Source organism: Streptomyces microflavus (genome assembly GCF_014650075.1).
GTDB classification, from domain to species: Bacteria; Actinomycetota; Actinomycetes; order Streptomycetales; family Streptomycetaceae; genus Streptomyces; species Streptomyces microflavus.
Genome location: NZ_BMUG01000001.1, coordinates 125,263 through 138,666, shown reverse-complemented (window position 1 = coordinate 138,666; position 13,404 = coordinate 125,263). Strand labels below are relative to the sequence as shown.

Annotated in this window: 14 protein-coding genes and 1 riboswitch; of the genes, 2 read left to right on the top strand and 12 right to left on the bottom strand. The window is 70.1% G+C overall.

Going from position 1 to position 13,404, the window contains the following annotated elements:
• Window positions 1-188: 188 nt before the first annotated feature.
• From IE264_RS00555 to clpS, 10 genes are all read right to left on the bottom strand, one after another.
• On the bottom strand, window positions 189-1,139 hold the full coding sequence (locus IE264_RS00555) for a PLP-dependent cysteine synthase family protein (RefSeq protein WP_015608819.1): 951 nt from the start codon (window positions 1,137-1,139) through the stop codon (window positions 189-191).
• The gene (locus tag IE264_RS00550; RefSeq protein ID WP_032759087.1) at window positions 1,139-1,426 is read right to left on the bottom strand and encodes a MoaD/ThiS family protein; all 288 of its coding nucleotides are present in this window, start codon (window positions 1,424-1,426) and stop codon (window positions 1,139-1,141) included. Before IE264_RS00550 ends, IE264_RS00555 begins: the two co-directional genes overlap by 1 nt.
• A 124-nt stretch (window positions 1,427-1,550) precedes the next feature.
• On the bottom strand, window positions 1,551-1,667 hold the full coding sequence (locus IE264_RS38620) for a putative leader peptide (protein WP_319348922.1): 117 nt from the start codon (window positions 1,665-1,667) through the stop codon (window positions 1,551-1,553).
• A gap of 69 nt (window positions 1,668-1,736) precedes the next feature.
• The gene (locus IE264_RS00545) at window positions 1,737-2,534 is read right to left on the bottom strand and encodes an ABC transporter ATP-binding protein (protein ID WP_032759085.1); all 798 of its coding nucleotides are present in this window, start codon (window positions 2,532-2,534) and stop codon (window positions 1,737-1,739) included.
• A gap of 28 nt (window positions 2,535-2,562) precedes the next feature.
• A complete protein-coding gene (locus IE264_RS00540; protein ID WP_032759084.1) occupies window positions 2,563-3,603 on the bottom strand; it encodes a FecCD family ABC transporter permease in 1,041 nt (346 codons plus the stop codon).
• The gene (locus IE264_RS00535; RefSeq protein ID WP_032759083.1) at window positions 3,600-4,595 is read right to left on the bottom strand and encodes an ABC transporter substrate-binding protein; all 996 of its coding nucleotides are present in this window, start codon (window positions 4,593-4,595) and stop codon (window positions 3,600-3,602) included. Before IE264_RS00535 ends, IE264_RS00540 begins: the two co-directional genes overlap by 4 nt.
• A 38-nt stretch (window positions 4,596-4,633) precedes the next feature.
• A riboswitch (cobalamin riboswitch) is annotated at window positions 4,634-4,811 on the bottom strand.
• Window positions 4,812-4,829: 18 nt separating this feature from the next.
• Complete coding sequence (locus IE264_RS00530) at window positions 4,830-5,252, bottom strand: M67 family metallopeptidase (RefSeq protein ID WP_032759081.1); 423 nt, start codon at window positions 5,250-5,252, stop codon at window positions 4,830-4,832.
• 171 nt (window positions 5,253-5,423) lie between these two features.
• Window positions 5,424-6,869, bottom strand: coding sequence for an amino acid permease (locus IE264_RS00525; protein WP_031125179.1), 1,446 nt, complete (start codon window positions 6,867-6,869; stop codon window positions 5,424-5,426).
• A gap of 333 nt (window positions 6,870-7,202) precedes the next feature.
• Window positions 7,203-7,814 (bottom strand): DUF2017 domain-containing protein, encoded by a 612-nt coding sequence (locus IE264_RS00520; RefSeq protein ID WP_032759080.1) that lies wholly within the window; start codon window positions 7,812-7,814, stop codon window positions 7,203-7,205.
• 65 nt (window positions 7,815-7,879) lie between these two features.
• Window positions 7,880-8,197: an ATP-dependent Clp protease adapter ClpS gene (gene clpS, locus IE264_RS00515; RefSeq protein WP_031125181.1), complete on the bottom strand. Its 318-nt coding sequence runs from the start codon at window positions 8,195-8,197 to the stop codon at window positions 7,880-7,882.
• A gap of 79 nt (window positions 8,198-8,276) precedes the next feature.
• Here clpS and IE264_RS00510 point away from each other — a divergent pair, with 79 nt between their 5' ends.
• Both IE264_RS00510 and IE264_RS00505 read left to right on the top strand, forming a co-directional pair.
• Entirely contained in the window at window positions 8,277-9,605 is a 1,329-nt protein-coding gene (locus tag IE264_RS00510) for a nicotinate phosphoribosyltransferase (protein WP_015608828.1), read from the top strand.
• 222 nt (window positions 9,606-9,827) lie between these two features.
• Window positions 9,828-10,424, top strand: a complete 597-nt coding sequence (locus IE264_RS00505; protein WP_031125183.1) for an isochorismatase family protein — start codon at window positions 9,828-9,830, stop codon at window positions 10,422-10,424.
• A 51-nt stretch (window positions 10,425-10,475) separates the two neighbouring features.
• Here IE264_RS00505 and IE264_RS00500 read toward each other — a convergent pair whose 3' ends face one another.
• Complete coding sequence (locus IE264_RS00500) at window positions 10,476-10,844, bottom strand: hypothetical protein (protein WP_015608830.1); 369 nt, start codon at window positions 10,842-10,844, stop codon at window positions 10,476-10,478.
• A 124-nt stretch (window positions 10,845-10,968) separates the two neighbouring features.
• Window positions 10,969-13,371, bottom strand: a complete 2,403-nt coding sequence (locus IE264_RS00495) for an immune inhibitor A domain-containing protein (RefSeq protein WP_032759078.1) — start codon at window positions 13,369-13,371, stop codon at window positions 10,969-10,971.
• Between the last annotated feature and the right edge of the window lie 33 nt (window positions 13,372-13,404).

The following is a 13,404-nucleotide window of genomic DNA, read 5'->3' as shown; positions in this document are numbered from 1 at the left end:
GGGGGGGGGGGGGGGGGGGGGGCCTTTCGGGGCGCTGCCCCGGGCCCCGCTCCTCAAGCGCCGGAGGGGCTGAAAAGACGTCCTCAAACGCCGGACGGGCTGGGATGGTGCGGACGGGCTGGGATGGTGCGGACGGGCTGGGATGGTGCGGACCGGCTGGGATGGTGCGGACGGGCTGGAACTGCGGCTTACGCCCAGAGCTGGCCCTGGAGCGTTTCGATGGCCGCTTCCGTTGTCTCCGCCGTGTAGACGCCCGTCGACAGGTACTTCCAGCCGCCGTCCGCCACCACGAAGACGATGTCCGCGCTCTCCCCCGCCTTGACCGCCTTGTTGGCCACGCCGATCGCCGCGTGGAGCGCGGCGCCGGTGGAGACGCCCGCGAAGATGCCCTCCTGCTGGAGGAGTTCGCGGGTGCGGGTGACCGCGTCGGCGGAGCCGACCGAGAAGCGGGTGGTGAGGACCGAGGCGTCGTAGAGCTCGGGGACGAAGCCCTCGTCCAGGTTGCGCAGGCCGTAGACCAGGTCGTCGTAGCGCGGTTCGGCGGCGACGATCTGGATGTCCGGGCGGTTCTCGCGGAGGTAGCGGCCGACGCCCATGAGGGTGCCGGTGGTGCCGAGGCCCGCCACGAAGTGCGTGATGGACGGGAGGTCGGTGAGGATCTCCGGTCCGGTGGTGGCGTAGTGGGCGCCCGCGTTGTCCGGGTTGCCGTACTGGTAGAGCATCACCCAGTCCGGGTGCTCCGCCGCCAGCTCCTTCGCGACGCGTACGGCGGTGTTGGAGCCGCCCGCGGCCGGGGAGGGGATGATCTCGGCGCCCCACATGGCGAGCAGGTCGCGCCGCTCCTGCGAGGTGTTCTCCGGCATGACGCACACGATGCGGTAGCCCTTGAGCTTGGCCGCCATGGCGAGCGAGATGCCGGTGTTGCCGCTGGTGGGCTCCAGGATGGTGCAGCCGGGGGTGAGCCGGCCGTCCTTCTCGGCCTGTTCGACCATGTGGAGCGCGGGGCGGTCCTTGATCGAGCCGGTGGGGTTGCGGTCCTCCAGCTTGGCCCAGATGCGGACGTCCTCGGACGGGGACAGCCGCGGGAGGCGGACGAGGGGGGTGTTCCCCACGGCCGCCAGCGGGGAGTCGTACCGCATCAGCGCATGCCGCCGGCGACGGCCGGGAGGATGGTGACGTTGTCGCCGTCGGTGAGCTTGGTGGTGATGCCGTCGAGGAAGCGGACGTCCTCGTCGTTGAGGTAGACGTTCACGAAGCGGCGGAGCTGGTCGCCGTTCGCGCCGTCGACGAGTCGCTCACGGATGCCGGTGTGGCGGCTCTCCAAGTCCGCGAAGAGGTCGGCGAGGGTGTCCCCGTTGCCTTCGACGGCCTTGGCGCCGTCGGTGTAGGTGCGGAGGATGGTCGGGATGCGGACCTCGATGGCCATGGCGTGGGCTCCTGTCGAAAGCGGGGAGGTGGCGTGGGGCGCGCGTTTCTTCCCCCGCGCAGGGGGTGTGGTGCGTGGTGCGTACGGGTGGGGCTCGCGCGGACCGTGACTCAGGCCGGGCGGCTCACGGGCAGGCCGCGGGCGGCGGACAGATCGCGCTCGCGAGCCTGCACAGGTCGACGTGCAGCCGCGCGACGAGCAGCGTGCCCGGCGTCCTGTTGCTCACGTCATGGGGAACCATGCGGGCATCGTATCGATTCCCGGTCCGGAAACCCGAGTGTGATCCCACATCGTGGATGGTGAGCGACCACTATGCGGACTGATGCTGCCCGGTGTGGTCCTGCGGGAGGTAGATCACCGTGGGGGCGCCGGTCTTCGGGTGGGTGCTGACCTCGGCGGCGACGCCGTACACCTCGCCCAGCAGCTCCGCCGTGAGGACCTCCTCCGGGGTGCCGGAGGCGACGACGCGGCCGTGCTTGAGGACGTAGATCCGGTCGCAGTAGTAGGCGGCGAGGTTCAGGTCGTGCAGGGCGAGGAGGTTGGTGGTGCCCAGGTCGCGGACCAGGGAGAGGATCTCCAGCTGGTAGCGGATGTCCAGGTGGTTGGTCGGCTCGTCCAGGACGACGAGCGAGGGCTGCTGGACCAGGGCGCGGGCGACCAGGGCGCGCTGCCGTTCGCCGCCGGACAGGGACGCGAACGTACGGGGTTCGAGTGCGGCGATCCCCACCCGCTCCAGGGCGTCGGTGACGAGCGCGGTGTCGGCGGCGCTGTCCGCCTCCCAGAACCGCTTGTGCGGGGCGCGGCCCATCGCGACGACCTGGCCTACGGTGAGCTCGAACCCGGCGTGGCCGTCCTGCGGGACGGTGGCGATGCGGCGGGCGCGGGCCTTCACGGGGAGGGTGGCGAGGTCGTCGCCGTCGAGGAGGACCCGGCCGTGGGTGGGGCGCAGGGTGCCGTAGACGCAGCGCAGGAGCGTGGTCTTGCCGCTGCCGTTGGGGCCGACCAGGCCGACCGTCTCGCCGTCGGCGGCGGTGAGGTCGACGGCGTCGACGAGGTGGCGGCCTTCGCCGACCCCGTACGAGAGGCCCTCGGTGCGCAGGGTGGTCACGGGCGGGCTCCCTCGGAGAGTGACAACGTCATGCGGGCGCTCCCTCGGGGCGGCGGCGCAGCATCCACAGGAAGAACGGGCCGCCGGTCAGGGCGGTGAGGACGCCGACCGGGATGTCCTGCGGGGCCGCGAGGGTCCGGGCGGCCAGGTCGGCGAGGACCAGGAACACCGCCCCGCCGAGCGCGACGACCGGGAGCAGCGCGCGGTGCGAGGCGCCGACCGCCATCCGGGCCATGTGCGGGACCATCAGGCCGACGAAGCCGATGGCCCCGCTGTACGCGACGAGCGCCCCGGTCATCAGCGAGGCGAGGACGAAGACGGCGGCCCGGAAGCGGGCGGTGTCCAGGCCGAGCACGGTCGCGCCCTCCTCCCCCACCAGGAGCAGGTCGAGCGGCCGGGCCAGGGTGAGGAGTACGGCCGTGCCGGCGACCAGGGTGATGGTGGGGAGCGCGAGCATGTCCCAGCGGGCCGCGCCGAGGCCGCCGAGGGTCCAGTAGAGGACTTCCTGGAGGTGGTCGGCGCGGGCGGAGGTGACCAGGATCAGGCTGGTCAGGGCGGAGAGGATGTAGGAGACGGCGACCCCGGCGAGGACGAGCCGGTTGGTGGTGAGGCCGCCTCCGCCGCGCGCCAGGGTGTAGACGAGCAGCAGCGAGAGCAGCGCGCCGACGAAGGCGGCGGCGGGGATCGTGACGGTGGTGGCGAGGGTGGCGCCGATGCCGAGGACGATCACCAGGACCGCGCCGGTGGAGGCGCCGGAGGAGACGCCGAGGAGGAACGGGTCGGCGAGCTGGTTGCGGACGAGGGCCTGGAGGACGGTACCGATGACGGCGAGTCCGGCGCCGACGACGATCCCGAGCAGGACCCGGGGCAGCCGGACGTCCAGGACGATCGTGCGGAAGGGGCTCGCCTCCGCCCGCCCGGTCAGGATGTCGAGCACCTGGCCGGGCGGGATGCGGACGGAGCCGAGGGCGAGGGCGGCGACCACGGCGGCTGCGAGGAGTACGGCGAGGACGCCGACCACCAGGGTGTAGCGCAGCAGCCGCCGCGGTGCGGGGGTGCGGCAGGTCACGGGGTGGTGGCCGCCGGGTGGAGCTGCGCCGCGAGCTTCTCGACGGCGGCGGGGACGCGGACGCCGAGGACCGCGTCGGAGAGCGGCATGACGGCGAACCGCTTGTTCTTGATGGCGGGGACGTCGGCGAGGGCCGGGTCGGTGAGGAGGCGCTTCTTCTTCTGTTCGACGGTGGTGGAGCCGTAGTCGTAGATCACGATCGCCTCGGGCTTGCGGGCGACCACGTTCTCCCAGGAGGCGTCGCCGAAGGACTTGTCGAGGTCGGCGAAGATGTTGGTGCCGCCGGCGCGCTTGATCAGCTCGTTGCCGATGCCCTTGCCGCCCGCGGTGAACGCGGTCTTGTCGCCGCTGTCGTAGACGAAGACGGGGAGGGCCTTGAGGTCCTTGAGCTTCTCGGCCGTCGCCGCGTTGTCGGCCTTGGCCTGCTTGATCCAGGCCTCGGCGCGGTCGGTGACGCCGAAGGTGCGGCCGACCTCGCGGACCTCCTCGTAGAGGGTCTCCATCGGGGTGTCGGCCTTGGCGCAGCTCTCGGTGTTGAGCCGGGTCTCGATGCCGGACTTCTTGAGCGCCTCGCGCCCGCGCCCGTCGCCCGCCGCGAACGCGCTGGCGTAGCCGCCGTAGACGAAGTCGGGGTTGGTGGCGAGGACCTGCTCGTAGGAGGGGTACTCCTTGGCGATGACCGGGACGGACGCGTAGTCCTTCTCGTACTTCGGCAGGACCTTGTCGTCGAGGTAGGCGGTGCCGACGAGGGACTTGGTCAGGCCCAGTTCCAGCATGATCTCGGTGACGTGCTGGTTCATGGTGACCACGCGCTTCGGCGGGGCCTTGAAGGTCGTGGTGACACCGCAGTTGGTGACGGTGTACGGGAAGCCGTCGCTCTTCGCCGCGGCCTTGTTCCCGGTGGGCTCGTCGCCCTCCGGGGTGGAGCAGGCGGTGAGGGCGAGCGGGAGCAGCACGGCGGCGGCTATGAGCGCGGGGGTGCGCCGGGACATGGCGGGGCCTCTCCGGGGGATTTCCGCGTCCCCTGGTCGATGCGAGAAGGCGGCGGGCCAGTTCCTGGCTTCCGGGCCACCCTCCGGTACGTCACTCCGCACGGGAGGGGGCCCGGTCACAGTGGCGGGACCGTGCCGGATTCGCACCGGCTTCCTGGTTCCTGCTGCCTTGTGGTCGGGTCTGGGGTGCAGTGTGCCAGACCCGTGCCGCGGCTCCGCGACGTACCCGGGCGCTCAGTACGCCTCGACGACCTGCACGTCTTCCTCGGTGATCTCGCCGTCCACGATGCGGTACGAGCGGAACTGGAAGGGGCCGGCGCCGTCGGTGTCGGCGGTGGAGACCAGGACGTAGTGGGCGCCGGGCTCGTTCGCGTACGTCACGTCGGTGCGGGAGGGGTAGGCCTCGGTCGCGGTGTGGGAGTGGTAGATGATCACGGGCTCCTCGTCGCGGTCGTCCATCTCGCGGTAGAGCTTGAGGAGGTCGCCGGAGTCGAACTCGTAGAACGTGGGCGAGCGGGCGGCGTTGAGCATCGGGATGAAGCGCTCGGGGCGCCCCGTTCCGGCCGGGCCCGCCACCACACCGCACGCCTCGTCGGGGTGGTCGGCGCGGGAGTGGGCGACGATCTGGTCGTGGAGCGCCTGGGTGATGGTCAGCATGGCAAGAGGATAGGCATGCGGGCCCTCGCGTACCGGTGGGTGGTACGGGAGGGCCCGCATGGTGGACGCCGGGGCCGTGGGGGGGGTGGCCGGGGCGGTCCGGGAGGAGGGTGGTCGTGGGCCTGTGGTCGACGGGCCCGCCCTCGGGGTCGGTGCTGGGCGAAGCCTGGCTCAGCGCTTGACGAAGGCGGTGTTCTCCGGGTTGCGCGACTTGAGCACCAGGTAGGAGACGCCGAGGAGGAGCGCCCAGATGGGGGCGCAGTAGAGCGAGATCCTGGCGTCCTTGTCGACCGCCATCATCACGATGACCATGCCGATGAAGGCGAGTGCGAACCAGCTGGTGTACGGGGCGCCCGGGGCCTTGAAGGAGGACTGCGGGAGCACGCCCCGGTCGGCGAGGCGGCGGTAGCGGATCTGGCTGAACAGGATCATGATCCAGGCCCACATGCCGGAGATGGTCGCGAAGGAGACGACGTAGTTGAACGCCTCGCCCGGCCACTGGTAGTTGATCCAGACGCCGACGAGCATCAGGGCGGCGGAGAAGGTGGTGCCGGTGAGCGGCAGGCCGTTCTTCGTCAGCTTGGTGAAGGCGCGCGGGCCCTGTCCGTTGAGGGCCAGGTCGCGGAGCATGCGGCCGGTGGAGTACATGCCGGAGTTGCAGGAGGAGAGCGCCGCGGTCAGGACGACGAAGTTGACGATGGCGGCGCCGACGCCGAGCCCCATCTCCTCGAAGGCCTTCACGAACGGCGAGACGCCCGGCTTGAAGGTGGACCACGGCACAACCGACAGGATCATGATCAGCGCGCCGACGTAGAAGACGGCGATGCGCCACGGCACGGTGTTGATGGCCTTGGGCAGCACGGTCTTGGGGTCCTTGGACTCACCGGCGGTGACGCCGACGAGTTCGACGGCGAGGAAGGCGAACATGACGATCTGGAGCGTCATGAGCATTCCGCCGACGCCGTTGGGGAAGAACCCGCCGTCGTTCCAGAGGTTGGAGACGGTGGCGGTGTCGCCCGCGTCGGAGAAGCCGAGGGTCAGGACGCCCGCGCAGATGAGGATCATGCCGACGATCGCGGTGACCTTGACCATGGAGAACCAGAACTCCAGCTCACCGAAGAGCTTCACGGAGATCAGGTTGGCGCCGTACAGAATGACGGTGAAGACGAGTGCGGACAGCCACTGCGGAATGTCCCACCAGTACGTCATATAGGTGGCCGCGGCGGTGACTTCGGTGATTCCGGTGACGACCCAGAACAGCCAGTACGTCCAGCCGGTCACGAATCCGAAGAACGGTCCGATGAATTCGCGGGCGTACTCCGAGAAGGAGCCGGAAACCGGGCGGTACATGAGGAGTTCGCCCAGGGCCCGCATGATGAAGAAGATGACCAGGCCCGCGAGGACGTAGGCCAGGATGAGGCTGGGTCCGGCCCGGTCGATCGCTTTGCCCGCGCCGAGGAAGAGCCCTGTTCCGATGGCTCCGCCGATGGCGATCATCTGGATCTGACGGGCTCCCAGACCGCGCTGGTACCCCTCGCCACCGGTCTCGGCTTCTCCGGCTTCCGCGCCGGGCCTTCCCTTGTCGGCCTGTCCCTCGTCGACCTGTGCCGATGTCATGTGTGGTGCGCCTTTCTCCACGCCGATCCGCGCCTGCAAGGCTGCGGATCAGGTCCTGATCCCCCCGGATATGGATGGAGTGCCACCGGCGTTCGGCCGGCTTGTGGCGGCCCCGGGAACAGGGGTGGCGTCCCCGGGCGATCGTGAAGATTTATCACGGCCGTCACAGGACACCACGGGACATTCTGTGGCGCATCCCACAGGCAAAAGGGGACAAGGAACCCCATCCCCCATGAATGCCATCAATGACTTGGGGGGATCGTTACCCGGATCTGAGCGTCCGTTGAGCGAACAGGAAGCCTTTCCCGGCTCTCCGGTGGGGCAGCCGGCGGATTACGGCATGAGTGATTCGACGAGCGTTTCCTGGAGCGCCCCGAGCCACAGATAGGCCATCACCATGGGCTTGCGCGGATCGCTGTCGGGGAGCCGGTAGAGCGAGCCGTCCTCGCCCTCGTCCTCGTCGGAGACCTCCAGCCGGGTGCCGATGGTGAGCCGCAGGTCGTTGAGCGAGCCGAGCCAGGAGCGGCACTCGTCGGCGGTGAGGGTGAGGACGGCTCCGCCGCCCCCGGCGGGCGAGAGGGCGTCCAGCGTCCGGACGACGGCGAGGGCGTCCTCGCGCTTGCGGGAGCGCAGGTCGTTCTCGGTGAAGCGGCGGAACTCGGCGGACAGCTCCCGCAGCTCCTCCTTGGACTTCTCCTGCGGGGCGGACCCGTCGGGCCCCCCGTACGCGTCGGGGAAGAGCCGGGCCAGGGCCGGGTCGGACGGCGGCTTGCTGGGCCCCTCGGTGAAGAGCGCAGCAAGCGGGTCCTCACCTTCGGCGGGCGTGTCACCCGGGCCGATCAGTTCGAGCAGCTGCACGGCGAGGGAGCGCAGGATCGAGATCTCGACCTCGTCGAGCGCGACGGCCGCGCCGCCGCCCGGGGTGGCCTCGAAATGGCCGGCCATGGATTCTCCGATGGTGGATCGAACGGGGCAGGGAAGGGCGGAGGGCGGGCGAAGCCCTGGAGGGACTAGTTCCGGTCCTGGGTGAGGGTGGCCCACAGCCCGTAACCGTGCATGGCCTGGACGTCGCGCTCCATCTCCTCGCGGCTCCCGCTGGAGACGACGGCGCGGCCCTTCTGGTGCACGTCGAGCATCAGCTTGTGCGCCTTGTCCTTGGGGTAGCCGAAGTAGGCCTGGAAGACATAGGTCACATAGCTCATGAGATTGACCGGGTCGTTGTGGACGAGCGTCACCCACGGGACGTCCGGCTCGGGGACCGCGAAGGTCTCCTCGGCCGAATCGGGACGTTCGATCTCTACGGGGGTAGCAACGCTCACCTGTCCCATGCTGCCACCCGGGCGGTCCCCGCGCACAAACGGACCCCACATCTCGTCACTTTGACGAATAGGGGGTAGCATCCCAGCCATGAACTCAGCGGACCTCGGGCGACGGGTCGGCGTTCCGTCGACCGCGCTCTTCACCGACCAGTACGAGCTGACGATGGTGCAGGCGGCCCTCAAGGCGGGCACCGCCGACCGGCACTCCGTCTTCGAGGCGTTCACCCGCCGGCTGCCCGAGGGGCGGCGGTACGGAGTCGTCGCGGGCACCGGGCGGGTGCTGGACGCGGTGGAGAACTTCCACTTCGACGACGAGATGATCGGCTTCCTGCGCCAGCAGCACATCGTGGACGAGCCGACCCTGCAATGGCTGGCGGACTACCGCTTCAGCGGCGACATCTGGGGCTACCCGGAGGGCGAGGTGTACTTCCCGGGCTCGCCGATCCTGCGGGTGGAGGGCTCCTTCGCCGAGTGCGTGCTGCTGGAGACGGTGATCCTCTCCATCCTCAACCACGACTCCGCGATCGCGGCCGCCGCCTCGCGGATGTCGGCCGCCGCGGGGGGCCGCCGGCTGATCGAGATGGGGGCGCGGCGGACTCACGAGCTGTCGGCGGTGGCCTCGGCGCGTGCGGCGTACGTCGGCGGGTTCGACGCCACCTCCGACCTGGCGGCCGGGTTCCGCTACGGGATCCCGACCGTGGGGACCAGCGCGCACGCCTTCACCCTGCTGCACGACACCGAGCGGGACGCGTTCCGGGCGCAGGTGGACTCGCTGGGGCGGGGCACGACGCTGCTGGTCGACACGTACGACGTGACCGAGGCGGTGCGGGCGGCGGTGGAGATCGCGGGGCCCGAGCTCGGAGCCGTACGGATCGACTCGGGCGACCTGCTGCTGGTCGCGCACCGGGTGCGGCAGCAGCTGGACGAGCTGGGGGCGACGGGCACGAAGATCGTGGTGACCTCGGACCTGGACGAGTACGCGATCGCCTCGCTGGCGGCCGCGCCGGTGGACGCGTACGGGGTCGGCACGCAGCTGGTCACCGGGAGCGGGCACCCCACGTGCTCGATGGTCTACAAGCTGGTGGCCCGCGCCGGGTCGGCGGAGCCGGATGCCCCGCTGGTGCCGGTGGCGAAGAAGTCGCTCGGGGCGAAGTCGTCCAAGGGCGGTCGCAAGTGGGCCGCGCGCCGGACCGACGAGGACGGTGCCGCCGAGGCCGAGGTGATCGGCACCGGGCCCGTGCCGGAGGAGCTGGCCGGGCGGGAGCTCCTGGTGGAGCTGGTGCGGGGCGGGGAGGTCGTCGCGCGGGAGCCTCTGGAGGCGGCGCGGGAGCGGCATGTCGTGGCGCGGGCGGGGCTGCCGATGTCGGCGATGCAGTTGTCCCGGGGGGAGCCGGTGATCGGGACGGAGTACGTGTGAGGCCCTGGGCCTCGGAAGGTGCTGAGCCTCAGAAGGTGCGGGGGCCCCGCCGCGAGGGTTCCGTCCTCAAACGCCGGACGGGCTGGATGGGGCCCGGACGGGCTGGGGCGGCGGGAGTGGGTAGGGGGTTGATTGTCAGCCCCTAGTCTCTACGCTCGTTGACATCCCCGTGAAGTGTGAACTTCGGAACATCACCGCTCTCCCCACCTAAGGACACCCGCCATGCACCGCGCATTGATCGTCGTGGACGTTCAGAACGACTTCTGCGAGGGCGGCAGCCTCGCGGTGGCGGGTGGTGCCGACGTCGCCGCCGCCATCACCGATCTCATCGGTGAGGCCCAGCCCGGCTACCGGCACGTGGTCGCCACCCGGGACCACCACGTCGACCCCGGCGACCACTTCTCCGACACCCCGGACTTCGAGCACTCCTGGCCGGTGCACTGCGTCGCCGGTACGGAGGGCGTCGGCTTCCACCCGAACTTCGCGCCCGCCGTCGCCTCCGGGGCCATCGACACCGTCTTCGACAAGGGCGCCTACTCGGCCGCGTACAGCGGTTTCGAGGGCGCCGACGAGAACGGGACCGGCCTCGCCCAGTGGCTGCGCGACCGGTCCGTCACCGAGGTCGACGTGGTCGGCATCGCCACCGACCACTGCGTACGGGCCACCGCCCTGGACGCGGCCCGTGAGGGCTTCGTCACCCATGTGCTGCTCGACCTGACCGCCGGGGTCTCCGGCGCGACCACCGAGCGGGCCCTGGACGAGCTCCGGACGGCGGGCGTGAAGCTCTCCGGGAAGCCCGTCGTGGCCGAGGCCCTGTAGCCCCGCCACGCCCCCGCCACAGCCCCGCCACGGCCCTGTGCGAGCCCGCCCCTACGCCGCCGGGCGGGCGGGTCCGGCGTGTCCCGCCGGGCCCAGGAGGGCCCTGATCGGGTGCCACAGCTCCTGGCCGGACTGGGGCGCCGCCCGCCACAGCAGGCCGTCCGGGTGGTGCAGCACCGCCGTGATCTCGTCCGGCGTCGGCGGTGCTGCGTTGCCGCGCAGGTAGACCGCCCGCAGCCCCAGATTGCGCAGCCTGGTCAGGGCGCGCGCCCGGTTCACCGCGTGGACCAGCACCCGTACCGGGGCCCCTGGGCCCGCCCCCGTACCGACGCAGGAGGGTGCGCCCTCCGTCGGTCTGGTGAGGGTGAGGGCCACCACCACCGTGCCGTTCGGCAACCTGCAGAAACCTCCGCCTGCCATGCTCCGCACTCCCCCGTGAGACGTCGTGTCAATAAGGATGTGAACAAGACGCACCTAAACACGATCGGCCGCCGCCCGCTAGAGGGCGACGGCCGATCATGCTCTGACCTGCGGTTCTATGGAATTATCGGCCCGAGGGGCTGACCAGCACGGTCACCGAGGAGCCGCTGGCCGGCTCCAGGAGGACGGAGATGCGGGTGTTCGTGTCAGAAACCTTGACACTGCCCGTCGGGTTCTCCTTGTACCAGTAGGTGCCCTTGCGGTCGTCGAAGACCGGGTTGCCCAGCGAGGGCTGGATCTTCAGCGGCACGTCCGCGTTGTGGAGCGTGAAGCCCTTGTTCGGGTACCAGCTGAACGGGGCGTCGAACGGCTGGATCTTGTTGCGCACGACCGAGCCGTCCTTCCACTTCAGCGGCTTGGCGTGCGAGTCGACCGGAAGGATCAGGCCCTCGCCCGGGTGGACGGAGGTGTTGTTGTCCTTCTGGGAGGTGTCCCACTGCCAGACGAGCAGACCCGTCTGGTACGCGTAGTGCTCGACCCAGTCGGGGCGGGAGTTGGCGAAGCCGAAGTTGTACGGGCCGACCTTGAGGGTCTCGTCGTACGACACGTACTGCCGGTTCTCCGCGATGTAGTACTGCGGGTACTCCTGCGAGAACGACTCACCGATCCGCGAGAAGCCCTTAGCGGTCCAGCCGTTGTCGTCACCCTCGGCGTTGTCCGAGAAGAGGGTGGCGCCGTCGGCCGTGACGGTGATCTCGTCGGCCGCGAAGCCCTTGCCGCCCGCGCCGCCGTCCGTCTGGTAGCGGAAGCGGAGGTCGACCTTCTTGCCCGCGTAGGCGTCGAGGGAGAAGGAGAGCTTCTTGTACGCGCCCGAGACGTCGGTCAGGGCCGGCTTGTCGCTGGCGTCGCGCGGGATGGCCTTGCCGTCGGCGGTGCCGTCGAGCGCGGTCCAGCTTGTGCCGCCGTTGTCGGACACCTCGGTGTAGAGGTAGTCGTAGTCGGCCTCGATGTCGTACCAGCCCGAAAGGTCCAGCTTCGCCGACGACTTGCCGGTCAGGTCGACCGAGCGGGTCAGGGTGTTCGACAGGTTGTCGCCCCGGTCGCTCCACCACTGCTTCGTACCTTCGGCGGGCTTGACGACGGTGGTGGTGACGGCCTTGGCCGGCAGCTCGACGACGAGCGCCTGCGGGTCCTTGGTGTTGTACTCCGAGACGCCCAGCTTGTGCAGCGAGGTCTTGCCCGCCTTGGCCGTGTCGTAGTCGAGCCAGCCCAGCTGGAGCTTGTCCCACGAGGTCATGTCGCCCGGCAGGTTGCCGATCTCGCCCTTGCCGGTGCCGAGCCAGGAGCCCGCCGACATCAGGGACCAGAAGCCGACCGAGTTCTCGCCGCCGCCGGAGGTGTCGTACAGGTCCGGCAGACCGAGGTCGTGGGCGTACTCGTGGGCGAAGACGCCCAGGCCGCCGTTCTCGGGCTGGACGGTGTAGTCGCCGACCCAGATGCCCGTGTCACCGATCTGCGCGCCACCGGCCTTGTTGTCGGCCGGGCCGGTCGCGCCCGCGTTGGTGCCGTACGCGTACCAGCGGTGCGCCCAGATGGCGTTGGGGCCCTCGGCGCCGCCGCCGGCGGACTCGTCCTCACCGGCGTGGACCAGCTGGAAGTGGTCTATGTAGCCGTCCGGCTCGTTGAAGTTGCCGTCGCCGTCGAAGTCGTAGCGGTCCCACTCGTCGTACTCGGAGAGGTCCGCCTTGATCTGCGCGTCCGTACGGCCCTTGGCCTTCTGGTCGGCGACCCAGGCGTTGACGCCGTCGCGGACCGCGTCCCAGACGTTGGCGCAGTTGGACTGGCCGCAGTAGTTGGAGCCGTAGCGGGCCTCGTTGTAGGGGACCTTCACCCAGTCGGAGACCGCGCCGTCGACCGAGTACCGGCCCGAGGAGGTCTTCTCGTAGTAGGTCTTGAGCGAGTGGACGTTCTTGCCCTCGCCGAAGTACAGCTTCTCGAAGTGCGCCTGGTTGTAGTCGGCCTTCCAGGCAGTGCTGTTGTCCTTCTTCGGGTCCGGCTTGGCGATCTTGTTGTGCGCCGGGCCGGGGGTGCCGCCGAACTTCTTGACCGGCGGCTTGGGGCCGTCGCCGTCCGGGTCGAACAGCGTGGTGTCGTCGACCTGGTCGCCGAACTCCAGCAGGATGGTGAAGATCTTGTCGGTCTTCTCCCGGCCGAGCTCCACGTACTTCTTGTCGCCGAGCTTGACGACCTTGGAGCCGCTGCGGGTGGTCACCTTCTTGTCCCCGGAGAGCACCTGCTCCAGCGCGGCCTCCCGCTGCGCTGCCTGCTGCTCGCTGAAGGGGCCTTCGAGGTTGTGCTCCACATGCCCCTTCGCCGGCGCCGGGTCACGGCGGTCGACGGAAGAAGCGGCGGAGCCTGACGTGGTGTCATGCGCCTGGGCGGTGGCGAAGGTCGACGCCGTCGCTGCGGTGGCGGCCATGGCCACGACAACAGCAGCGGCGCGAAGCGCCCGTCTCTGATTGGTCACTTGATGCAGTCCTCCCCGGGCGTCCGCGCAGCG

Excerpts from the sequence above, each read along its gene's own strand:
- IE264_RS00555 (WP_015608819.1), bottom strand. The coding sequence starts at position 1,139 with ATGCGGTACGACTCCCCGCTGGCGGCCGTGGGGAACACCCCCCTCGTC.
- IE264_RS00550 (WP_032759087.1), bottom strand. The coding sequence starts at position 1,426 with ATGGCCATCGAGGTCCGCATCCCGACCATCCTCCGCACCTACACCGAC.
- IE264_RS38620 (WP_319348922.1), bottom strand. The coding sequence starts at position 1,667 with ATGGTTCCCCATGACGTGAGCAACAGGACGCCGGGCACGCTGCTCGTC.
- IE264_RS00535 (WP_032759083.1), bottom strand. The coding sequence starts at position 4,595 with ATGTCCCGGCGCACCCCCGCGCTCATAGCCGCCGCCGTGCTGCTCCCG.
- IE264_RS00530 (WP_032759081.1), bottom strand. The coding sequence starts at position 5,252 with ATGCTGACCATCACCCAGGCGCTCCACGACCAGATCGTCGCCCACTCC.
- IE264_RS00525 (WP_031125179.1), bottom strand. The coding sequence starts at position 6,869 with ATGACATCGGCACAGGTCGACGAGGGACAGGCCGACAAGGGAAGGCCC.
- IE264_RS00520 (WP_032759080.1), bottom strand. The coding sequence starts at position 7,814 with ATGGCCGGCCATTTCGAGGCCACCCCGGGCGGCGGCGCGGCCGTCGCG.
- clpS (WP_031125181.1), bottom strand. The coding sequence starts at position 8,197 with ATGGGACAGGTGAGCGTTGCTACCCCCGTAGAGATCGAACGTCCCGAT.
- IE264_RS00510 (WP_015608828.1), top strand. The coding sequence starts at position 8,277 with ATGAACTCAGCGGACCTCGGGCGACGGGTCGGCGTTCCGTCGACCGCG.
- IE264_RS00505 (WP_031125183.1), top strand. The coding sequence starts at position 9,828 with ATGCACCGCGCATTGATCGTCGTGGACGTTCAGAACGACTTCTGCGAG.
- IE264_RS00500 (WP_015608830.1), bottom strand. The coding sequence starts at position 10,844 with ATGGCAGGCGGAGGTTTCTGCAGGTTGCCGAACGGCACGGTGGTGGTG.